The sequence below is a fragment of the Bradyrhizobium sp. B117 genome (assembly GCF_038969555.1).
Classification (GTDB): domain Bacteria; phylum Pseudomonadota; class Alphaproteobacteria; order Rhizobiales; family Xanthobacteraceae; genus Bradyrhizobium.
The window spans coordinates 5,435,758-5,453,033 of record NZ_CP152414.1; the positions used below are offsets into that span (position 1 = coordinate 5,435,758).

At 62.7% G+C, this 17,276-nt stretch carries 32 protein-coding genes, 2 tRNA genes and 1 pseudogene; 11 read left to right on the forward strand and 24 right to left on the reverse strand.

Going from position 1 to position 17,276, the window contains the following annotated elements; all coding sequences use genetic code 11:
* Positions 1–356: 356 nt before the first annotated feature.
* The 6 genes and pseudogenes from AAFG16_RS26625 to AAFG16_RS26650 all read right to left on the reverse strand — a co-directional run bounded on the left by AAFG16_RS26625 (position 357) and on the right by AAFG16_RS26650 (position 3,585).
* Positions 357–779, reverse strand: a complete 423-nt coding sequence (locus AAFG16_RS26625) for an outer membrane beta-barrel protein (protein WP_342740976.1) — start codon at positions 777–779, stop codon at positions 357–359.
* 42 nt (positions 780–821) lie between these two features.
* The gene (locus AAFG16_RS26630; protein ID WP_342730084.1) at positions 822–944 is read right to left on the reverse strand and encodes a hypothetical protein; all 123 of its coding nucleotides are present in this window, start codon (positions 942–944) and stop codon (positions 822–824) included.
* Positions 945–1,120: 176 nt separating this feature from the next.
* Positions 1,121–1,197 (reverse strand) — tRNA-Pro (locus AAFG16_RS26635).
* 98 nt (positions 1,198–1,295) lie between these two features.
* Positions 1,296–1,742 (reverse strand): DUF192 domain-containing protein, encoded by a 447-nt coding sequence (locus tag AAFG16_RS26640; RefSeq protein ID WP_342740977.1) that lies wholly within the window; start codon positions 1,740–1,742, stop codon positions 1,296–1,298.
* 250 nt (positions 1,743–1,992) lie between these two features.
* The gene (locus AAFG16_RS26645; RefSeq protein ID WP_283079344.1) at positions 1,993–2,628 is read right to left on the reverse strand and encodes a cold-shock protein; all 636 of its coding nucleotides are present in this window, start codon (positions 2,626–2,628) and stop codon (positions 1,993–1,995) included.
* Between the two features lie 199 nt (positions 2,629–2,827).
* Positions 2,828–3,585, reverse strand: a pseudogene (locus tag AAFG16_RS26650) (NAD-dependent protein deacetylase).
* A 258-nt stretch (positions 3,586–3,843) separates the two neighbouring features.
* Here AAFG16_RS26650 and AAFG16_RS26655 point away from each other — a divergent pair.
* Entirely contained in the window at positions 3,844–4,008 is a 165-nt protein-coding gene (locus tag AAFG16_RS26655) for a hypothetical protein (protein WP_018457755.1), read from the forward strand.
* Positions 4,009–4,075: 67 nt separating this feature from the next.
* Here the strand turns inward: AAFG16_RS26655 and AAFG16_RS26660 are convergent, their stop codons facing one another.
* Positions 4,076–4,345 (reverse strand): hypothetical protein, encoded by a 270-nt coding sequence (locus tag AAFG16_RS26660; RefSeq protein WP_283079346.1) that lies wholly within the window; start codon positions 4,343–4,345, stop codon positions 4,076–4,078.
* Positions 4,346–4,630: 285 nt separating this feature from the next.
* Here AAFG16_RS26660 and AAFG16_RS26665 point away from each other — a divergent pair, with 285 nt between their 5' ends.
* Together AAFG16_RS26665 and AAFG16_RS26670 are read left to right on the forward strand one after the other, a co-directional pair.
* Positions 4,631–4,861, forward strand: a complete 231-nt coding sequence (locus tag AAFG16_RS26665; RefSeq protein WP_283079347.1) for a hypothetical protein — start codon at positions 4,631–4,633, stop codon at positions 4,859–4,861.
* 69 nt (positions 4,862–4,930) lie between these two features.
* Positions 4,931–5,056 carry a hypothetical protein gene (locus AAFG16_RS26670; RefSeq protein WP_283079348.1) on the forward strand — a complete coding sequence of 42 codons (126 nt, stop codon included), beginning with the start codon at positions 4,931–4,933 and terminating at the stop codon, positions 5,054–5,056.
* On the opposite strand, the gene AAFG16_RS26675 is transcribed toward AAFG16_RS26670, so the two are convergent.
* From AAFG16_RS26675 to AAFG16_RS26700, 6 genes are all read right to left on the reverse strand, one after another.
* Positions 5,053–5,250 carry a hypothetical protein gene (locus AAFG16_RS26675; RefSeq protein WP_283079349.1) on the reverse strand — a complete coding sequence of 66 codons (198 nt, stop codon included), beginning with the start codon at positions 5,248–5,250 and terminating at the stop codon, positions 5,053–5,055. The genes AAFG16_RS26670 and AAFG16_RS26675 overlap by 4 nt on opposite strands.
* 151 nt (positions 5,251–5,401) lie before the next feature.
* A complete protein-coding gene (locus AAFG16_RS26680) occupies positions 5,402–5,767 on the reverse strand; it encodes a hypothetical protein (RefSeq protein ID WP_283079350.1) in 366 nt (121 codons plus the stop codon).
* A 208-nt stretch (positions 5,768–5,975) separates the two neighbouring features.
* Positions 5,976–6,116: a hypothetical protein gene (locus tag AAFG16_RS26685; RefSeq protein ID WP_342730090.1), complete on the reverse strand. Its 141-nt coding sequence runs from the start codon at positions 6,114–6,116 to the stop codon at positions 5,976–5,978.
* Between the two features lie 353 nt (positions 6,117–6,469).
* On the reverse strand, positions 6,470–6,607 hold the full coding sequence (locus AAFG16_RS26690) for a hypothetical protein (protein WP_167336508.1): 138 nt from the start codon (positions 6,605–6,607) through the stop codon (positions 6,470–6,472).
* Between the two features lie 511 nt (positions 6,608–7,118).
* Positions 7,119–7,415: an HU family DNA-binding protein gene (locus AAFG16_RS26695; protein ID WP_283079352.1), complete on the reverse strand. Its 297-nt coding sequence runs from the start codon at positions 7,413–7,415 to the stop codon at positions 7,119–7,121.
* Positions 7,416–7,694: 279 nt separating this feature from the next.
* On the reverse strand, positions 7,695–7,988 hold the full coding sequence (locus AAFG16_RS26700) for a hypothetical protein (RefSeq protein ID WP_283079353.1): 294 nt from the start codon (positions 7,986–7,988) through the stop codon (positions 7,695–7,697).
* Between the two features lie 190 nt (positions 7,989–8,178).
* Between AAFG16_RS26700 and AAFG16_RS26705 the strand changes: the two genes are divergently transcribed.
* Positions 8,179–8,481, forward strand: a complete 303-nt coding sequence (locus tag AAFG16_RS26705) for a hypothetical protein (protein WP_283079354.1) — start codon at positions 8,179–8,181, stop codon at positions 8,479–8,481.
* Between the two features lie 68 nt (positions 8,482–8,549).
* On the opposite strand, the gene AAFG16_RS26710 is transcribed toward AAFG16_RS26705, so the two are convergent.
* Together AAFG16_RS26710 and AAFG16_RS26715 are read right to left on the reverse strand one after the other, a co-directional pair.
* Positions 8,550–8,885: a GYD domain-containing protein gene (locus AAFG16_RS26710; protein WP_283079355.1), complete on the reverse strand. Its 336-nt coding sequence runs from the start codon at positions 8,883–8,885 to the stop codon at positions 8,550–8,552.
* A gap of 546 nt (positions 8,886–9,431) precedes the next feature.
* Positions 9,432–9,758, reverse strand: a complete 327-nt coding sequence (locus AAFG16_RS26715) for a hypothetical protein (protein WP_342730094.1) — start codon at positions 9,756–9,758, stop codon at positions 9,432–9,434.
* 225 nt (positions 9,759–9,983) lie between these two features.
* Here AAFG16_RS26715 and AAFG16_RS26720 point away from each other — a divergent pair, with 225 nt between their 5' ends.
* On the forward strand, positions 9,984–10,160 hold the full coding sequence (locus AAFG16_RS26720; protein ID WP_342730096.1) for a hypothetical protein: 177 nt from the start codon (positions 9,984–9,986) through the stop codon (positions 10,158–10,160).
* 80 nt (positions 10,161–10,240) lie between these two features.
* On the opposite strand, the gene AAFG16_RS26725 is transcribed toward AAFG16_RS26720, so the two are convergent.
* From AAFG16_RS26725 to AAFG16_RS26745, 5 genes are read right to left on the reverse strand one after another with little or no spacing between them, the layout of a single operon-like run.
* A complete protein-coding gene (locus AAFG16_RS26725; RefSeq protein WP_342730098.1) occupies positions 10,241–10,678 on the reverse strand; it encodes a hypothetical protein in 438 nt (145 codons plus the stop codon).
* Between the two features lie 12 nt (positions 10,679–10,690).
* Positions 10,691–10,822, reverse strand: coding sequence for a hypothetical protein (locus AAFG16_RS26730; protein WP_342730100.1), 132 nt, complete (start codon positions 10,820–10,822; stop codon positions 10,691–10,693).
* 44 nt (positions 10,823–10,866) lie between these two features.
* Positions 10,867–11,130, reverse strand: a complete 264-nt coding sequence (locus tag AAFG16_RS26735) for a hypothetical protein (RefSeq protein ID WP_342730102.1) — start codon at positions 11,128–11,130, stop codon at positions 10,867–10,869.
* A gap of 28 nt (positions 11,131–11,158) precedes the next feature.
* Positions 11,159–11,428, reverse strand: coding sequence for a hypothetical protein (locus tag AAFG16_RS26740; protein ID WP_342730104.1), 270 nt, complete (start codon positions 11,426–11,428; stop codon positions 11,159–11,161).
* Positions 11,428–11,628 (reverse strand): hypothetical protein, encoded by a 201-nt coding sequence (locus tag AAFG16_RS26745; RefSeq protein WP_342730106.1) that lies wholly within the window; start codon positions 11,626–11,628, stop codon positions 11,428–11,430. Before AAFG16_RS26745 ends, AAFG16_RS26740 begins: the two co-directional genes overlap by 1 nt.
* A gap of 194 nt (positions 11,629–11,822) precedes the next feature.
* Here AAFG16_RS26745 and AAFG16_RS26750 point away from each other — a divergent pair, with 194 nt between their 5' ends.
* The gene (locus tag AAFG16_RS26750) at positions 11,823–12,290 is read left to right on the forward strand and encodes a cupin domain-containing protein (RefSeq protein WP_283079361.1); all 468 of its coding nucleotides are present in this window, start codon (positions 11,823–11,825) and stop codon (positions 12,288–12,290) included.
* A gap of 193 nt (positions 12,291–12,483) precedes the next feature.
* Here the strand turns inward: AAFG16_RS26750 and AAFG16_RS26755 are convergent, their stop codons facing one another.
* Complete coding sequence (locus AAFG16_RS26755) at positions 12,484–12,879, reverse strand: hypothetical protein (RefSeq protein ID WP_283079362.1); 396 nt, start codon at positions 12,877–12,879, stop codon at positions 12,484–12,486.
* A gap of 612 nt (positions 12,880–13,491) precedes the next feature.
* Here AAFG16_RS26755 and AAFG16_RS26760 point away from each other — a divergent pair.
* The 3 genes from AAFG16_RS26760 to AAFG16_RS26770 all read left to right on the forward strand — a co-directional run bounded on the left by AAFG16_RS26760 (position 13,492) and on the right by AAFG16_RS26770 (position 15,191).
* Entirely contained in the window at positions 13,492–13,710 is a 219-nt protein-coding gene (locus tag AAFG16_RS26760; protein WP_342730108.1) for a hypothetical protein, read from the forward strand.
* Between the two features lie 97 nt (positions 13,711–13,807).
* Positions 13,808–14,260 (forward strand): VOC family protein, encoded by a 453-nt coding sequence (locus tag AAFG16_RS26765; RefSeq protein ID WP_027557941.1) that lies wholly within the window; start codon positions 13,808–13,810, stop codon positions 14,258–14,260.
* A gap of 292 nt (positions 14,261–14,552) precedes the next feature.
* Positions 14,553–15,191, forward strand: coding sequence for a glutathione S-transferase (locus AAFG16_RS26770; protein ID WP_342730111.1), 639 nt, complete (start codon positions 14,553–14,555; stop codon positions 15,189–15,191).
* A 127-nt stretch (positions 15,192–15,318) separates the two neighbouring features.
* On the opposite strand, the gene AAFG16_RS26775 is transcribed toward AAFG16_RS26770, so the two are convergent.
* From AAFG16_RS26775 to AAFG16_RS26785, 3 genes are read right to left on the reverse strand one after another with little or no spacing between them, the layout of a single operon-like run.
* Positions 15,319–15,486, reverse strand: coding sequence for a hypothetical protein (locus AAFG16_RS26775; RefSeq protein WP_283079365.1), 168 nt, complete (start codon positions 15,484–15,486; stop codon positions 15,319–15,321).
* Positions 15,487–15,491: 5 nt separating this feature from the next.
* A complete protein-coding gene (locus AAFG16_RS26780) occupies positions 15,492–15,749 on the reverse strand; it encodes a hypothetical protein (RefSeq protein ID WP_342730112.1) in 258 nt (85 codons plus the stop codon).
* A 41-nt stretch (positions 15,750–15,790) separates the two neighbouring features.
* Positions 15,791–16,045, reverse strand: coding sequence for a PilZ domain-containing protein (locus AAFG16_RS26785; RefSeq protein WP_283079367.1), 255 nt, complete (start codon positions 16,043–16,045; stop codon positions 15,791–15,793).
* A 223-nt stretch (positions 16,046–16,268) separates the two neighbouring features.
* Here AAFG16_RS26785 and AAFG16_RS26790 point away from each other — a divergent pair.
* Positions 16,269–16,343: transfer RNA gene (locus tag AAFG16_RS26790), tRNA-Glu, on the forward strand.
* A gap of 132 nt (positions 16,344–16,475) precedes the next feature.
* Positions 16,476–17,141 (forward strand): hypothetical protein, encoded by a 666-nt coding sequence (locus AAFG16_RS26795; protein ID WP_342730113.1) that lies wholly within the window; start codon positions 16,476–16,478, stop codon positions 17,139–17,141.
* The last annotated feature ends 135 nt before the right edge of the window (positions 17,142–17,276 follow it).

The window sequence follows — 17,276 nt, forward strand, 5'->3', positions numbered from 1 at the left end:
TTTGGTAATTCGCCGCCGCGCGCCTCATCGCAATCCCCTGAAATATCGTGCAGAAGTCGCCACGCGCGACAAACACGCGCCCCGGCGTGAGAGCGCTTCGGGCAGCGATCGCGCAGCTTCTTCAGGATACGATGGGCCGCATTGCCTGGATCATCTGGCGCCGCATCGATCGGCAGCTGTTCTGATGCCCTAGCGGCCGACCGCTCCCGATCACGTCAGTAGTGATAGTTCAAACCGACCGTCGCGGCATGGATCGTGTCCTTGAGGTGGGCCACGGTGATGCTTTCGGACGGGCTGATCAGCTGTATCGGGCTCTTCGTGCCGAAGTCGTAGTAATTATATTCGACATTGGCCGATCAACTTGACGCGAACGCCCATTCCACACCGGCGCCCAAGGTCCAGCCGGTCCGCATGACCGACGCGCTGGGATCGATCGCGAAGCCGGTGGCCGGACTGGTATACGCATCATCGATCTTCTCGTGCGTCCAGGCGACGCCACCCCGCGCATAGATCAGCCAGCCCAAGCCATAGGCATAGCCGAGCCGTGCTGTGGCCGAGGCGAGAAAATCGTTCTTGAGGCCGAACCGCGATGGCACGGCGAGGTTGCCGAACGTGGGAAATCTGACACTGCTCGCATGATGGCTCGAAAGGCTCGACCATGCGGCGCGGCCTTCAGCGCCGACGACCCAGTTGGATGCGAATTGATGGTCGCAGCCGGCCTGCCCGCCACCGACAAGACCGGCGGCGCCAAAGTCGACCGTCCCCCCGGCGCTGTTGATCGTGCGATCGCCGCTCGCGACGCCGCCGACATGACCGCCGACTTAGCACCCGGTCCAGTTGAAGACGACGGACGCCGTGGGAGGTGCTTGCAGCGCAAGATCGGCCGCAGATGCGGCGGTGGCCGAAAGAGCGGCGAGCGCCGCGCCGGCGAAAGCTTTCAACATGTCCCGACATTCCTCATTGCCCATGCAGCGGTCCTAGCAGGCCGAGCTGTCGCGGAGGTTGCGTGATGCCCGCATCTCCCGTGCGGGGCGGCGCAGGCCGCGTTCCGCCGGCAATACCCAAACGGGGCCGGTTGGTTGGGATCTCGAGGGAAATGAAGGAGGTTCAACCTCGGGACTGGTCGGGGCAGCTGGATTCGAACCAACGACCTGCAGTACCCAAAACTGCCGCGCTACCAGGCTGCGCTATACCCCGAATGTCCGGTGAGCCCCGTCGATACACGCTTCCAAAGGCGCCAGCAAGCTTACAAACCGGCGCCAGCAAGGCTGGCAACGGCCCCCCGCCGGGCGGTGCTATTTGCTGCCGAACAGCGGGTGACCGACGCGGTCACCGGGGCGGATGCCGTATTTCTGCGCCGTTCCCGCCACCACCTCCAGCACGGCCCGGGCGGGCCCTCCCGACGAGATGATCTTGGTCGACAGCGGCTCGGTGTTCTCGGCTATGCGCAGGATGCGGCCGTCGGCGCGGATGAAGATCATGTCGAGCGGGACATAAGTGTTCTTCATCCACATCGACACTTCCTGCTCGGGATTGAAGTCGAACAGCATGCCTTTGCCGTCGGCCAGTTCCTTGCGGTACATCAGGCCGGTCTGCTTCTCCTCCTCGGTCGTCGCCATCTCGACCGAGAACACCTGCACGCCGTTCTTGGTGACGATCTCGAGCGGCTGGAAGCTGGCGGCATTGGCGGCGGCGAGGCTGGCGATGACGAGAATGGCGGCAAGGCTTTTGGCAAAACCCATGGCGAGACGCATGGGAAAAGACATGGCAAAAGTCATGAAATGGCACTCGGAGCGGGTAGGACTGGGACAGTCCTTACGCGGCGATCATGACAAAAGCCAGAGGCGCGCCGGTCCGCCGGCGCGCCTCTTGTCACGATTCCGGGAATGGAAGAGCTAAAGCATGATCCGGAAAAGTGCGAAGCGGTTTTCCGGAAAGATCATGCTCAAACAACAACCTAAAGCGCGATGACGATTCATCCCTCATCGCGCTTTAGTGCGACTGCAATCCCGGCGAGCCGGTTTCGGGATGGATCTCGGCCGCCATCATGCCCTTGGAGCCGGGCCCGAAGCGGACCAGCACATATTGGCCGGGCCGCAGCTCAGTCATGCCGAAGCGGCGCAGCGTCTCCATGTGCACGAAGATGTCGGGCGTACCCTCGCCGCAGGTGAGGAAGCCGAAGCCGCGCAGCCGATTGAACCATTTGACCTGGGCCCGCTCCAGCCCGCTTGTCGGGGTGACCGTGACGTGGGTGCGCGGCGGCAGCATCTGCGCCGGATGGATCGCGGTCGATTCGTCCATCGAGACCACGCGGAAGGCCTGATAGCCCTTGGCGCGCTGGATGCACTCGACGACGATGCGGGCGCCCTCATAGGCGGTCTGGAAGCCGTCGCGCCTGAGCACGGTAACGTGCAGGAGCACGTCGGGCCAGCCATTGTCCGGAACGATGAAGCCGTAGCCCTTTGAGGCATCGAACCATTTGATGACGCCGTGAACCTCGACGAGGTTGGCGCTGCCCTCACCAAGTCCGGTGAAGGGATTGAGCGCGCTGTCGCGACCGGCGCCGCCGTGCTCGCCGACCGCGGGAACTCCGACCTTCTTGGACTCAAATCCGTCCGACGACCCCATAACCCCGGACCCCACACATGCCATGCAACCCGCCACATTGGCGGCGCTCGAATCACGCGTCTTAAGAGAATATTCTCAATTCGACGCGACGCGAATCTTCCGACTCAAAAGATAACACTCCCGGTTGCGAGGCATAGACAAAAAAGAGATTCGCCGGAACCTATGAACAGCTTGCACAGGCACGAATCAAATCTTTGCCTCAATTACCGACAAAGGGCCCGAAGGTTTCGCCGATGGGTGGATCACGAGGTCGGCGATGTCATCCTGCTCCGTCGGCTCGCGATTGATGATCACGAGACGCGCGCCGGCGTTCTTCGCCATCATCGGAAAGCCCGCCGCAGGCCACACCACGAGCGAGGAACCGATCGCGATGAAGAGGTCGCAGGCCCGCGACAGCTCGGTTGCCCGCTGCATTTCGTCCTCGGGCATCATCTGGCCGAATGAAATCGTGGCGGTTTTCACCGGCTCGTCGCACGCGGTGCAATTGGGTGCGGCGCCGTCGTCGTCGAAGCGGCGTTTCACCCAGTCGAGCGGATAGGCCTGCCCGCATCCGATGCAACGCGCATAAGTGGTATTTCCGTGAAGTTCAATCACATGCTCTGGCGCGAAGCCCGAGGCCTGGTGCAGATTGTCGATGTTCTGGGTGATCACGGCGGGAATCTTGCCGGCGCGGTAGAGCGAGGCGAGCGCGCGATGGCCGCGGCCTGGCCTCGCCGCCGCGAACACCTCCTCCATCGCAAAGCGGCGGCGCCAGGATTCGTCGCGCGCCTCCTGGCTCGCGACGAACTCACCGAACTCGATCGGTCGGTAGCGGGTCCAGAGCCCGCCCGGCGAGCGGAAGTCGGGGATGCCGGATTCGGTCGAGATGCCGGCGCCGGTGAACGGCACGATGGTTTTGGCTTCGGCGATCATGTTGCCGAGCCGCTCGACGCCGCTGCGAAGATCCGATGCAATCATGAGCGGCCTTCCCGAATCCATTTTTGCCTAGCTGCAGCAGGCGCAAGCGACAAGATCGCTGACACTCTTATCAAGCGCGAACGCGACGCGCTCGGCAATTTCTTCCGACCTTCGCATATCACAATCCTGCAATGCCTCCTCCCCATTGACGCCCCAATCAGAAGCGCCAATGCATGTGTTTACGCGACTCAAGATGATGCGGCGGCAGTGCTTGAGTCCAGCAGTGCACTCATACTCAGGTGTAGAGGGGATTTGACAATGACCGAGGACGAGCAACGCAAAATCCGCGAACGTGAAGAGATCGCCGCCCGTGTCGCCGCCTTCCGTGCCACGCAGGAAAAATTCAAGCGCGAGCGTGAAGAGTATTTCGTGTCGACGCTCGACAATGCCCGCAAGGCGGAACGGCCCTCGCTCTGGCCGTAATCACGCCTGATACCGCGCATGAAAAAAAGCCCGGAGCATGGCTCCGGGCTTTTCGTTTGTTAAGACGCTACCAGTGACGGTAGTAGTGGTGCCGGTAATACGGTCCACCGTAATAGGCGTACGGGCCAGGGCCGTAGTCGTAATAGCCGTAGCCCGGTCCATAATAGCCGTAGGGGTGGGACGCGGCGACGGCGCCCGCGGTGATCGCGCCGGCGGCGAGGCCGAATGCGAGGCCCGGTCCGATGCCGCGGCCGCGCGCCTCGGCGGGCGCAGGCGCCGCGATCGCAGTTACGCCGACGGCCGCGACGGTGGCCAGAACTGCCAGTGTCTTCTTCATGCTCTCCTCCTTCGCGTACTCCCGACGATAACGACCAGCGCCTGCGATGGTTGCGTGCAGTGCGGAACCGGCGGCGGTCAAAAAAAAATCGAGACAACGGGAACGAAAGCGCCTGACGCGGATTGACCTCACAAGTGCGGGAGCCTCCGCCATCCGGGTTGAGGCGACAGCACGAAGAACCCCGTCAGCATCCTCCGCGGTGCTGGCGGGGTTTTCAGTTTCACGGGAGCCCATGGCAGCAGACGCAAGCTTCTGCCAGCGGGGCGGACGATCAAGGAGGAGAGAGTGCCGATATCCGCTTTGCTGGCGCGCATTCGCAGGCTGGTTCCCAGATCCGGCGATCAGCACTACGACGAGATCGTCCGCAGCTTCGGGGTCGGCACGCTGCGCCCGCCGCCGACGCCGATGAGCGACGGCGAGCTCGCGCGCGCCATCGCCGAGTTCCTGAAGGAGCAGCCCTCGAGCGAATCCGTTGCGACCCTCGGCCGGCGGCTCGACCCCTCCTCCCCGCTCTGACGCAACTATCCCGGGAACCCGCGCCAGCGGCGCACGTTGGGCTAGCGTCAAGAGAAGAAGAGGCCAGTCATGCCCGCATGGCTTGAAATTCTGCTCAACCTGACCGGCTATGCCGGCTTCGTGGCGCTCGCGACGGCGGGCGTCGGGTGCTCCGACGAATCCGCCGAGGATCACATCATTGGCGGCGAGCGTTAGTTCGCGTGCGGCGCCTGGCCGGCGGTGCGCACCAGGCGGTCGGCCTTGACCGCGACACGCGTGTCCTCGGCTTGCGGCCGCAGCGAGAAGCTGATCACCACGAAAGCGAGGCAGAACAGCGAGCCGACGATTGCGACGCGGCGGTAGGTGTGCCGGTCGCCTTGATGAAATGACGGTTCTGAAAATGGCCTCATGTCGAAATCCGCTTCTTGGCAAAGTCGTTCTTGTCCTTGCAAGAACACCTACTCTAGGCAGCGGCGCGCGCAACGCGATTGGGCTTTTAACCTAACCAAATAGGGTTATCCCCTTTGGCGCAAGCTTTCGTTAGGAGCTTGCGCGCGCGGTTCAGATGTCGGCGAGCCGCTTCAGCGTCGCGCGAAAGCTCAGGCTGCGATTGCCGCCGACCAGCACGGTGCCGAACACCTCGGCCTCGTCGTCGCGATACGTCCCGGAAAAGCCGCTCGTGGCCTCCTGCCCGCCGAACAGCGGCCGCACGAAGGCATCCTCGAACGGCGTATGCTGGTTGGTGGCAAGCTCGCCCTTCCAGGTCCCGCTGTTCGAACCGCCCTCGCCCACTCTGTACGACCCACGCGACCAGAAGTAAGGCCCGCCGCCGAGCAGCGCGCCGTCACGCAGGATCAGGATGCCGCTGTCGCGGCCCTTCACGCCGTCGAGCATGTGGATGTGGATGGAATAAAGTCCGTTCTTCATGGCTGGCGCCCGCGCATCCGGACGATAGCTCCGGACATGACCAGCGTCGAGGCGAAAGGACGGCGGCTCGGAGAGTGCAGCGACCGGTTTTGTTCCAGCTTCGCTTACATTTCGTTCTCGAAGAACGAATCGGAATCGCAGAAATCGGCGTGGAGCAGGTCTTAACGATTCGTTTGCACGCAAACGAGCATGCCCTCTCTGCCGCCGATCACCTCGCCTCTTCGAACCTTCGTGATGGCGGCGGCATCTGCGGCACCGATGGCCTGCGTTTGCGCAACCGCGGATGCCGGTCGTACCAGAACAGCTTTGCGATCTCGACGAACATCTCGACAAACCAGCAGGCATCCATGTCGCTCTCCCTCGCGCATGTTTCTACGCGAGGCATTGAGGACGCGACCGTGCGAAGCATCACGCTGCTTCGTTCTGAGACACGCGCGCCGGCAGGCACGAGATGTTCTGCATCCGACTCCATTTCGTTCGCAAAGAACGAATCGGAATCGAGAAAATCCGTGCGGAGCGACTCCTAACGATCGGTGAAGCACGCATCACCACACCGCAATCGACAGCAGTTCTCTGTCGACAGGAATTCCACGACGATCGCGTCATCGCGATCGCAAATCGCGCCTCATCGACGGGCCCGTCAGGCGCGTAACCGAAACGAGATCGCGCCTGACGGATGTCGCGGCTTTCGCCGACGCCGAATCAAGCCGCCCGCTTGCCTTTGCCCTTCTCGGAAAAGCATTCCAGGATCTGGATGCGGAGCTCTTCTGCCGCGGGGCCCTCGACCTTCCGCAGCTCGTTCCAGAGCCTGATCACTTCGCGCTGTTTTTCGACGGTCATGAGTCACCTCCAAAGCTGATGACTCGACTAGAACAAAATGAGAACAAAAAGTCCAGTCCCCCGCGCGCGATTTCGGTGGACGTCGCATTGAACCTTTTGGCGGTCACGCGCACCCATGAAGACTGGGGATTTCAGCGCCCAGTCAATATGGCAGCGCCGCCTGACGAAGATACTCCGTCGACGCGGCGCTGTTGCTTTTTGGATTTTCAACCTTAAGTTAAAGGTACGGCTGACGGCCAGGCGCTGAAATCCCATCGCCGTCGGCGAGAAGGCCCCGTGCGAAAGCGCGGGGTTTTTCTTGTGGAGCGCCTAGAGCATTTTCGGTTCTGATTGAATCAGAACCGAAGCTCTAGATTCTTGTTTTGACGCGTTTTCTTCACGCGAACCGGCATCCACTTCGCTCGAAAACGCTCTAGGGCATGATCCGGACCCGGAGGGCCGCGTCAGCGCAAAGTGCGCAGCGGCTTTCCGAAAAGATCATGCTCAAACAAGAATCCAAGGGGTGGCCGGATCAGACCGCGTCCTTGGCGACCTTCAGCGGCGAGGCCTTCACCGACTTGCTGGCCGGCTTGGCGGCAAACTGCATCGGCTCCTTGGTGAAGGGATTGACGCCCATCCGCGCTTCGGTGGCGGGCTTGTTCACGACCGACATCTTCACGAAGCCGGGAATGACGAACTCGCCGGACTCGTTGAGCTCCTTGTAGCCGACCGTCGCCATGTACTCGATCACCGACTTCACGTCGTTCTTCGAGATCTGCGTGCCTTCCGCAATTGCATCGATCAATTGGGTCTTGGTCATCTTCGCCATATTTGAATTCCTTCTGTGCGCGCGAGCAAACCCTGCTCAAGGACGCGGTCGAACCCGCGGGTCGCGCGCTTCTGATTCATGCCGGTGGTCATGAAGTGACGCGGCTTAGACCGCATCGGGGCCCAAAACGCAAGCCGGGGCTCTCCGGGATGAGGCCTCGCTTTGCGGCAAAATCTGGGCCGTCGGAGCCCGTCGAATGCGGGTGCACATCAAATGCGGCGCGTCGAGTCGATCCCGCCGCCGGGCCGCATCTTGCGATGGGCGAGCTGTCAGACCCGACTACTCTCGTTCATCGTAGCGGTCGCAGCGTGCATCGCCCCGCTTGACGTCGCTCGCGAGCTCGTCGAGCGGCGGGGTGCATCGAAGCAGCGAATATTTGTCGTTATAGGGCGCGGGTTGACGCCGACACACACTCGCGCCGATCGGGACCTGGATCGCCTGGGTCCCGACGGTGTAGAAGCAATTGTCCGATTTCGGATCAGGCTTTTTCTCATCAGGCGCTTTCGCAGCGTCCTGCGCCAACGCCGGCGTCAGACCGAGCGCCAGGAACGCAATCACGACAGCTTTTCGCACGGCCGCTCTCCGCTATTTGCCAGTTGAAAGGATATCCCAAGTTCGATGGGCGAGATATTCAATTCGCACGCCGTCCCCGCGAGGGCTCACCTCATCGTGAAACCTGTGACTCGAATAAAATTGTTCAGACTTCAGTAACCTAACGGCTCCAAGCTCCGCGTCAGTATCGTTGCGTTGGAGTACCCCCAAAGTGCTGGATTTTCACGAGCTGCGTGAACTCGCGGCTGACGTTCGTATTTTCGTCGACGTCGCCGAAGACAAGGCCGAAGCCCTCAGAGCCGTCATCGCCGCCTATGACGTGGTGCTGGCGATTTTCCCCACCCGGGAGGGCATGGGCCTGCACGTCATCAAGGGCAAGGAGATCCTCGACAGGATCGCAACATCGCGGACGAGCGCGATGTACAGCCACACCGCCATCGCGGTCCCCGACCTCGAGCATGCCGAAGTGCTCAAGCACCTGACGGCTCCGGACGAGCAGCGGATTGCGGCCTAACTTTCGCAAGACCGCCGCTCGAGGTGACGAGCGGCGGTCTCGCATTTTTTCGCGGTAAGCTCGAAAGATCAGCCGCCCGGCGGCTTGTAGGACGAACGCAGCTTGGCCGCGTTCTGCCGCACCTGCTTGATCTCGTCCTGGGTGAACAGCCGCATCAGCTTCACGTTCTGCAACGTGCCCGCCGTGACGGTCAGGCCGGAGATGGCCGGTGCCGCAGTCGGATCAGGCACGTCGAAAATCACGAGAACGCCGGGTCCGTCGGCGGCGACGCTGTACATCGAGACCAGCTTGCCGCCGGCCGCCTCGATCAGCTTGGCTGCCGCCTCCTGACGATTGGTCGTCGGGTTTTCAAGAATGGCATTGAGAGCGCGTTGCGTGTATTGCCCCGTAAGACAGAAATGCATGGCTGTCGTCCTTCTGAAATCATGAAAACGCGCATCGTGACGAGCTAGATCGTCACGACGGTGGGGTCTGAAAATGATGGAGTCATTGCCCGCCGTGGGCACAAACGCCGTCAGGTACTGACGCTTTTCGGCACACCGCGTTGGCGGCTCAGCGTGCAAGCTACATCAGCGGGCGGGCGTGTAAAAGACGGTTTCGCTCGTCGGCCGGTTGCAACGCGGCACCATCGCACCTTCGCAAGTCGCCTCCGACATTCACGCAGGGCAATCGCATATGGCTTGCACGATGCGGCGGCATCGGCACTGGGCTCCCTCTCCCGCTTGCGGGAGAGGGTTGGGGAGAGGGTGTCTCCGCAACGGGATAATCCCCAAGAGGAAAGAGCCCTCACCCGCCGCGCTCGGGACGATGCTTCGCATCGCCCGGGGCGCGTCGGCCTCTCCCGCAAGCGGGAGAGGCGGAGCAAGCCCGCAGACAATCCTCGTGAAATCCATATGCGATCGCCCTACCCATTCACGGGGCTTCGGTGCGATGTCCGGAAGAGATGCGCGCTAGGATCGTGCGCTGGCTGCCGGAATTGCACCTGCAAGCCCGAGCTGCAAGGCCCCGACGACACTCACGTCACGCATCAAGAGGCCCGCGCCGCTCGCAAGCACGTAGCCGGACAGTGCCGTCAGAAGCACGCGGGACAAATGACTCTTCCGCCTGAGCAGCCAGTCCACGAGAGCTGTCGCTAGCGCCGGCGTGATGCCGACCAGATATCCTCTCAAGATCATGCCGGGCAACATGTCGGCAACCAGCGTGTCGTCGTCGAATGCGTCCAGGAGCAGCATCGCGATCGACGGGAACATCAAGACGAAAACAAGAAGCCGCCGCATGGAAGCTCGTGGGACTTTCTGAAGATGCGCTTTGGTCGACTCGCATTCGATGCCGGTTCATGTTGGGCGATGTCGGCCACGTTGAGGGACGGCGTCGATGGTGTGCACTGTCACGGTAGTTCCGTCACGACTTCGGTTCCTCGCAAGCGCATCGCTGCAATGATCTGTTCGCGGGAACAGTCCGTGTTCGCGCGAATTGACTCCCCATAAGATGAGGAGATCGCGATGAGCGTTGAAGGTAAAGCGAAGGAAGCGGCCGGTTACGTCAAGGAAGAGCTGCACGAGCACGGCAAGTCCCCCGAGAGCCAGAAGAAGGCGCAGGAGGGGCGTGACCTCAGGAATGAAGGCCGCGTCGAGGACGGAAAGCTGCCGAAGACGACGAAGCCCGGCACCGGTCACTAAAGCATGATCCGGAAAAGTGCTTTTCCGGAAAGATCATGCGTAAACAACAACCCAAAGCGCGATGACGCTTCATCCAAATCTCATCGCGCTTTAGACTGTTTTTCGAAGGCCGCTCCCGCAATGTCGGGGGCGGCTTTTTCCTTGTCAAGCCTTCTCGTCGCTCGCAGCGGGATCCATGATCCCAGCACGACAAGGATCGCAGTGGCTGCGACCAGGACATACTTCACCGGATGCTCCGACGAGTCGATCGAGCCTTCGATCGGAAGGAACGGAAGCATCATGTCGATGGCGAACGAGATGAAGATCAGCGCAGCCAGGCCGCCGATGACCGAGGCGATGATGCTGACGATCCAGTTCACCACACCGCGCGGGCCCGACCTCGCCTCGTGAGCCGCCACGGCCCACGCGATCAGGACCAGGATCGCCATCACGGTCGTCACGCCGCCGACGCCGGACGCCGGCCCGAAGCGCTCCTCCAGCAGCATGGCCGCAATCGCGTGCAGGATGATCGACGTCACGGCGCTCCCTCCTCAGTGACCCAGCAAACAGGCGGTGAAGCCGATCGCGATGAAGCCGAGGCCGATGATGACGGTTGCGATTTCGACGGCGTTTTCCAGACCGAAGAATTTAATGACGGCGCCCGCTGCGGCAGACAGGAGCATTTCCAGGATCGCGCTGATCAGGCTTTGAATCATTCTGAGCGCCGCTACATCCCACCGCGCCTGTCGCTGGTCGCGAAGCGGCACCCGAGCGCAACCAGGGCCAGCACGAAGTTCGAGCCGAGCAGGATTTGGAGCGCCAGGTCCGTCCCCGCGCTCACATACCGGACCTCGTGCCGGTGCGCGTAACGTTCGGGATGAGCGGCATCGGGCTGCTGAGGAGAGCTCGCCAAAAGCACGAGCCACGCGACGGTCCCGCAAATCCCCGCGACCGTCGCAATCCTGCCGAGCCTTTCAAGCCAGCGCTTCATGCCGCCCTCGTCATGGCCTGGATCTCCGCTACGCCTTTGCCGGGATCAGCAGCTTGAGAACACTCAGAACGGCGAAAGCACCGAGACCATAGCAGAGCGCATTCACGAGCCAGGAAATGGCGATGCCTGCGGCGGCGGAGCCTCCGACCGCTCCCCAGAACAAATAGGCCGCGGAGACGCCCGGCCACTCCAGCGACAGAAACGCGTAGTCGGTGGACTGTTCGAGAGCAAGGAGCGTCGCCGAGATCAGCGCCCCGACGGCCAATTCGATGATGAGATTCGTCTTCGCCGAGGGCATCACAATCCCAATAGCCCCGTGACAACAGGAATGAGGAAATAAGCGGCGATCCCGAGAAGTATTCCCACGACGAAGCGTGCCGTGCGGCCCTGAATCTTCGTCTCGAGCCAGGCACCAACAGCCAGTACGGCCTGCCTCAGCCAGTCACCAATGAGGCTTCTGGCGAGATCAAACAGGAGTTCTGCAACGAGCGCGGCCATGGCGTTTGGTCGCCACCACCTCCGGCGGGGTTCAACCGGCCGGCCATCGCCGGCGAGACATCAGCAAGACCTCTGGAAGCGGTTGCAGACGGTCGCGCATGCGCGCTGTGCGCTTGCCTTCACGGCCGGACGGGCTAGCATCCCCTGCAACCACAAGGCGTCAACCCAACCGGCGCCGATCAAGGGGGGTCCCCATGACGACACGCTGCGCCTTGCGCCTTCTGCTGCTGCCGCTCGCCCTCGCCGGCACCCTGAGCATCTGCTCCGCCGCCGAACTCAACCCCGCCGCCGTCACCTATAAACTGCCGGACAAGATCCCCTGGGGCCCGGTCGACGCGCGCGGCGCGCAAACGGCGGTGGTGGTCGGCGACCCCAGCAAGGCGGGCTTCTACATGGTCTACAACAAGTGGACCAAGGGCAATCACTTCAGCCGCCCGCACTTCCATCCCAACGACCGCTACATCGTGGTGCTGCAAGGCACCTGGTGGGTCGGCTCAGGTCCGAAATTCGACCCCGACCACGGCACCGTGCCGATGCCGCCCGGCAGCTTCGTCACCCACACCGGCAAGCAGGTGCACTGGGACGGCGCCAAGGACGAGGACGCCGTGCTGCTGATCATGGGCGAAGGCCCGGCGACGGCTACGGCGGCGGAGGAGAAGTAGAGGAAGAGCTGTTGATTTTGTGGCGGCAATTACCGTGCCTCACTTCAGGATGCAGTCCAGCACTGTCACGGTAATTCGAGTGACTTGTCAGCGTAATTCGCTACGGCAATTGAATTGGCAATTCATCTCGGCTGCGTGCATCGCCGTCTTGGTCCGGACTACGTCATTACGACACCTCAGTCCGTAATGCGCCTCAAAGACCGTGGAAGCGAACGATTACAGCGATCAGCACAACGACCAACACGGCAGCAGACAGTGCGGCACAATAAAGATAAACCCGGGTCAGAGCTCGTGTGGTCTCGTCTATGTCTGGTTTTCCGTCAAAACGAGCGGCTCGCGCGTGCTCGAACTGAAAGACCCGTGCAACATAAGCGATCACGGCCAGAAGAAAGCCGATGGCAAAACAGTCAATGAAAAAGCCAATGCCCTTCAGCTGCAATGGGGGCGTCATGTCTTTCAAGGTCGAGAGACACGCGGCCAGTCCGGCGCCATGTGCCGCGAAGAGATATGCAACTATCTGCCTATGGCGCTCTATCGACTCCAGCCTGTCTGCGATCAGAATGTTTTCCGGGGCCTTCGACTGTTCCATGCCTCACTCCTCCGAGGAGCATCTCCCGCCATTTTACCACCATAAATAGAACCAAGCTACTTTTGATGTCAGGCACCAAGCCTTCGCTTCGACGTGCTCTGATCACTCGCCGAACCAGGAATTACGGTGACAGTGCAGAATTACGGTGACAGTGCACGAAACTCATCGAGAGTCGTCGCCATTTGGGCTTCGCGGAAAGCGCCAATTGAGTGCACCCGCGATCGCAAACTGAAGAAGTCCCCCTATCGACCACCCACTCGGGAACACCCACGCCCATCCCACGTTTCCCCTGATCGGAAAGGCACCCCCATGCTTCGATCATTCCTCGCGATCTCTCTCCTCTTGTGCGCGACCGCTGCCTTCGCCCAGTCGCAGCAGCAACGGCGACCCCGCCCTGCGAACGGCGCGTACTGCTGCGCCGTGGCGACGCAGCCCAGCAACAATCCGTTCAGCAATCCGATCGGGCAAGGCGTGCCGCCGGCCGCCTCGGCTCAACCCTATTGGAACGGACAGCCGCAGCGACGGCGCTAGCCCCTCGACGAACCGCGCCAAACTAAATCGGACAGCGTGGGGCTGAACGTGTTAACGGCAGGGATGAAGATATCCCTCACGATGCTGCTCATCGTCTGGTCGGCGGCCGTCACGGCGCAGACCCCAGTTTCTCAAGCCCCGCAAAGCGACTTGTCCGTTCGCGACCAGATCAAGGCCGCGCGCGCAAAGGACAAGGCCGACGAGGAAGCCGACCAGACCAAACGCGCCTGGGACCGCAACAGCGACGGGCGGCGGCCGTGGGAGACGTCGGTTGCGCCGGAGCGGAAGCCGAAGCCCTGAGAGCGGCCCCCTGCCCTTTGTCGCATTTTGCTGCTAATTGATGCTCCCGCCGGTCCGGCCCAAAGCAAAACCCAGCGAATGCCAGGGAGCAACAACCATGCGATACCTCCACACCATGCTGCGCGTGCGCAATCTCGATGTCGCGCTGAAATTCTACCAGGATGCGCTGGGGCTGAAGGAGGTGCGGCGGATCGAGAACGACAAGGGGCGCTTCACGCTGGTGTTCCTGTGCTCGGCGGACGATCTCGACGCGCTGAACAACCAGCCCAAGACGCGCGGTGCGCCGCTGGTCGAGCTCACCTACAATTGGGACGAGGAGACATACGGCGAGGATCGCTTCTTCGGCCATCTCGCCTATGAGGTCGACGACATCTACGCGACCTGCGAGAAGCTGCAAAAGGCCGGCGTCACCATCAACCGTCCGCCGCGCGACGGCAACATGGCCTTCGTCCGCTCACCGGACCTGCACTCGATCGAGCTCTTGCAGAAGGGCGAGCCGAAGCCGCCGCAGGAACCCTGGGCCTCGATGCCCAACACCGGCCATTGGTAAGGCACCTCGCTTAGGAACAAGCCCTCCCATCCGGGATTGTCCCTCCGACAAAGCAATCGGAGGAGAACGCGATGGGACGAGGAATCCTGCTGTGGCTGCTGGGCGTGCCGATCCCGGTGATCATCCTGTTGTGGCTGTTCTTCGGCCATTAAAGCGCGATGAGATATTACCAACGAAAGCTCCGCCCATGGCGGAGCTTTTTGCATGAGGGGCGCGCCGCAATCGCCATCCTCCGCGATCCGGAATTCCGCTATCACCCGCACCAAATCGACCACGCCGCGGGAGGAGCTTGATGCCGGACCAACAGCTGACGATCTGGGGCCGCGCTAATTCGGTCAACGTGCAGAAGGTGCTGTGGTGCCTCGCCGAGCTCGGCCTGCCCTTCGAGCGCATCGACGCCGGCATGGCGTTCGGCAAGACCCGCGAGGCTGACTATCTCGCGATGAATCCCAATGCGCGGATCCCGACGCTGGTCGAAGGCGATTTCGTGCTGTGGGAGTCCAATTCGATCCTGCGCTATCTCTGCCTCGCGCATGGGCGCGGCACGCCTCTCTATCCCGAGGCGCCGAAGAGCCGCGCCAGCGTCGACCGCTGGCTCGACTGGACGCTGTCGACCGTGCAGCCGGTCGACCGCCCGGTGTTCTGGGGCATTGTGCGCACCCCGCCCGCCGAGCGCGATATGATCCAGGTGCAGCGGGATGCCGATGCCGCCGCCGAGGTCTGGATCATCGCCGACCGCCACCTCGCCACGCGCCGCTTCATGGAGGGCGATCAGTTCACGATCGCCGATATCGCGATCGGCTGCTATGCGCGGCGCTGGCTCGGCGTCGAGGGCATCACCCGCCCGGCCCAGCCGCACCTGACGCGCTGGCTCGCCGAGCTCGGCAAGCGCAGCGGATTTGCGCAATTCGTCGCACCGCCGATGTCGTGAGCCGGCGGCGCGGCTCAACGCCTGCTGGGGCCGCGTTGAATCGGCATTCCGGCGCAAGCGGGCGGCGTCACGCCGGAGGCTTGACGGCTACTGTGCATGGGGTTGTTTCCGCGGTTTTGTTTGCCGTCTAGCGCCAGCCGCGCTCGACCAGCACCACGCAGATGATCAGCGCCAGCGTCACCACTGCTATGGCAAGCTTCGCCGGCCAGCTGACGCCGCGGCCGACCCACCACAACAGCGCGCAGTACATCACGAACGGGAAGATGATCTCGGGCCGCAGCAGATCCGGCACCATGCCGCTTACCGCCGGACCGCGGTCTCGACGCTGATCGCGCCGCCGATCTTCACGCAGGTCCCGGTCGCCTCGACCATATGGAAGCCGCGGCCATAGGAGGCGCATGAGCCCGCCTTCGCGGTCCCGCCGGTGCCCTTCAGAGGCAAGGTCTTGCCGGCTTGCGGCGGCTCGGCGGGCGGCAGGCGCAAGCCCTCCGCCGCGGCTGCGGACGAGACCAGAAATGAGATCACGAACGAGATCAGGACGAGGAGCGGCGTGCACATGGCCAAGTTCTAGCCCGGACCGGCGCGGCGCGCCATCCGAGTCAGAGGAACCTGACGCCCGCCGACTTGCCCCGCTGCCAGACCACTTGGCAGCTCCGCCCGGTGCGCGCATCGCGTGCGAACGCCATCCGGATCACGCCCGGCAGCTGGCTTGCATCGTCGTCCAGCGTGATCTTCGCGCCGGACTCCGAGATATCCTGGACCAGGCAGTGCCGGGCGGCGAATCCGCCGTCGAGCGTGATCCAGGCGTGCTGCGACAGCAGCTTGCGGGCGGCGCGCTTCTTCGGCTGAGGCATCGGCTTTAAGATCTCCCATTCCAGCGCTATCTCAGGGAACCCTAAGAAACCGTTGAAATCGGCCCCGAATGATCCCGGGGCAGCACTATCCACCGCCCCCGACGTCCCGTTCCCGAACGGCTTGCCCGGAGGCGCAAAGGCCACTATACGTTCGCCCGCTGCATGCCGCCGGGCCTGACTCGGGCGGCCAGCGGCCGTGCCGCGAAAAGCGGCGGGGCACTTTGCTCCCTTCGTCTATCGGTTAGGACGCCACCCTTTCACGGTGGAGAGAGCGGTTCGATTCCGCTAGGGAGCGCCACCGGGCCACGCCCGGGACATCCGATCGCTGCCGTGCATTTCCTGGTCTGGTGCCTGCGTCCGCTGGTGCGCGGCATGAACCTGCCCGCTGGTCGCGAGCGACCAATGCTGGAACCGCGAGACGATGCAGGTCATGGAGTCCCCCCTATCCACGCCGGAAGATCAATCCGGCACCGCCCCGGCAAACCCGGCGCCGCCGCCCTGGATGCACCGCGCGAGGCCATATGCGCCGGAGCGGCGCGCCAGGATGCTGGAACACATGGCCCGCGCCAGATCGCTTCCGCAGCGCCAGGCCGCCGCTGCGCCGGAGCTGCCCGGCAAGAGCGGTCAGGACCTCCTCCACGATCTCCTCGGCCACATCGTCCTGTCCGGCTTGCTCGCGCTGATCTTCATGTCGCGCGTTCCCCTCTATGTCGGCGCCTTTCTCTTCCTCACCGACGGTGAGCGCATCGAGGGCCTGCTCGCAACGCTCGGCATCCGGCTCGAGCCGAATACAATCGGCCCTGATATCATCAAGGGCTCGGCGTCCTGGTTCGGATGGTTCGCATTGCTTGCCGTCCTGAAGGGCTCGGCTCCCGCCTGGCTCCTGCCGTGGATGCCCTCATCCGAGTCATGGTCGTTCTTCGCCGGCGTCGCCCTTCTGCTCGCGACGATCGAAGCCTGCGGAGCGCTCGCGATGCGGCGCGCCTCGCAATGGTTCGGATGGGGAAGCTGGCCGGATAGCCTGACCTCCGCGACGATCAAGTTCGTGATCGTCATCGCCGTCCTCGCGCTGCTGGTGCTGCTCGGATCGCTCTGAGCGATGACGCGGTTGTGAATTCACTCACTACCTCGGCGACCCCGTGCGTTTACCGGAAATTTACCCCTGCTCGCGAGTGCCGGTATCATTTGCTTAGAATTTGATGGCTACCGTGAATCTACGGAAGCCCTCCCC

Bases quoted from the DNA above. Each gene is read 5' to 3' on its own strand.
- AAFG16_RS26720 (WP_342730096.1), top strand. From the start codon at position 9,984: ATGAGCGTTGAAGGTAAAGCGAAGGAAGCGGCCGGTTACGTCAAGGAA.
- AAFG16_RS26655 (WP_018457755.1), top strand. From the start codon at position 3,844: ATGACCGAGGACGAGCAACGCAAAATCCGCGAACGTGAAGAGATCGCC.
- AAFG16_RS26785 (WP_283079367.1), bottom strand. From the start codon at position 16,045: ATGCCTCAGCCGAAGAAGCGCGCCGCCCGCAAGCTGCTGTCGCAGCAC.
- AAFG16_RS26795 (WP_342730113.1), top strand. From the start codon at position 16,476: ATGGAGTCCCCCCTATCCACGCCGGAAGATCAATCCGGCACCGCCCCG.
- AAFG16_RS26760 (WP_342730108.1), top strand. From the start codon at position 13,492: ATGCTGCTCATCGTCTGGTCGGCGGCCGTCACGGCGCAGACCCCAGTT.
- AAFG16_RS26775 (WP_283079365.1), bottom strand. From the start codon at position 15,486: ATGGTGCCGGATCTGCTGCGGCCCGAGATCATCTTCCCGTTCGTGATG.
- AAFG16_RS26690 (WP_167336508.1), bottom strand. From the start codon at position 6,607: ATGACCGTCGAAAAACAGCGCGAAGTGATCAGGCTCTGGAACGAGCTG.
- AAFG16_RS26765 (WP_027557941.1), top strand. From the start codon at position 13,808: ATGCGATACCTCCACACCATGCTGCGCGTGCGCAATCTCGATGTCGCG.
- AAFG16_RS26715 (WP_342730094.1), bottom strand. From the start codon at position 9,758: ATGCGGCGGCTTCTTGTTTTCGTCTTGATGTTCCCGTCGATCGCGATG.
- AAFG16_RS26660 (WP_283079346.1), bottom strand. From the start codon at position 4,345: ATGAAGAAGACACTGGCAGTTCTGGCCACCGTCGCGGCCGTCGGCGTA.
- AAFG16_RS26685 (WP_342730090.1), bottom strand. From the start codon at position 6,116: ATGGATGCCTGCTGGTTTGTCGAGATGTTCGTCGAGATCGCAAAGCTG.
- AAFG16_RS26730 (WP_342730100.1), bottom strand. From the start codon at position 10,822: ATGCTCCTGTCTGCCGCAGCGGGCGCCGTCATTAAATTCTTCGGTCTG.
- AAFG16_RS26745 (WP_342730106.1), bottom strand. From the start codon at position 11,628: ATGGCCGCGCTCGTTGCAGAACTCCTGTTTGATCTCGCCAGAAGCCTC.
- AAFG16_RS26675 (WP_283079349.1), bottom strand. From the start codon at position 5,250: ATGAGGCCATTTTCAGAACCGTCATTTCATCAAGGCGACCGGCACACC.
- AAFG16_RS26740 (WP_342730104.1), bottom strand. From the start codon at position 11,428: ATGCCCTCGGCGAAGACGAATCTCATCATCGAATTGGCCGTCGGGGCG.
- AAFG16_RS26630 (WP_342730084.1), bottom strand. From the start codon at position 944: ATGTTGAAAGCTTTCGCCGGCGCGGCGCTCGCCGCTCTTTCGGCCACC.
- AAFG16_RS26780 (WP_342730112.1), bottom strand. From the start codon at position 15,749: ATGTGCACGCCGCTCCTCGTCCTGATCTCGTTCGTGATCTCATTTCTG.
- AAFG16_RS26735 (WP_342730102.1), bottom strand. From the start codon at position 11,130: ATGAAGCGCTGGCTTGAAAGGCTCGGCAGGATTGCGACGGTCGCGGGG.
- AAFG16_RS26750 (WP_283079361.1), top strand. From the start codon at position 11,823: ATGACGACACGCTGCGCCTTGCGCCTTCTGCTGCTGCCGCTCGCCCTC.
- AAFG16_RS26670 (WP_283079348.1), top strand. From the start codon at position 4,931: ATGCCCGCATGGCTTGAAATTCTGCTCAACCTGACCGGCTATGCCGGC.
- AAFG16_RS26640 (WP_342740977.1), bottom strand. From the start codon at position 1,742: ATGGGTTTTGCCAAAAGCCTTGCCGCCATTCTCGTCATCGCCAGCCTC.
- AAFG16_RS26710 (WP_283079355.1), bottom strand. From the start codon at position 8,885: ATGCATTTCTGTCTTACGGGGCAATACACGCAACGCGCTCTCAATGCC.
- AAFG16_RS26770 (WP_342730111.1), top strand. From the start codon at position 14,553: ATGCCGGACCAACAGCTGACGATCTGGGGCCGCGCTAATTCGGTCAAC.
- AAFG16_RS26645 (WP_283079344.1), bottom strand. From the start codon at position 2,628: ATGGGGTCGTCGGACGGATTTGAGTCCAAGAAGGTCGGAGTTCCCGCG.
- AAFG16_RS26695 (WP_283079352.1), bottom strand. From the start codon at position 7,415: ATGGCGAAGATGACCAAGACCCAATTGATCGATGCAATTGCGGAAGGC.
- AAFG16_RS26755 (WP_283079362.1), bottom strand. From the start codon at position 12,879: ATGGAACAGTCGAAGGCCCCGGAAAACATTCTGATCGCAGACAGGCTG.
- AAFG16_RS26680 (WP_283079350.1), bottom strand. From the start codon at position 5,767: ATGAAGAACGGACTTTATTCCATCCACATCCACATGCTCGACGGCGTG.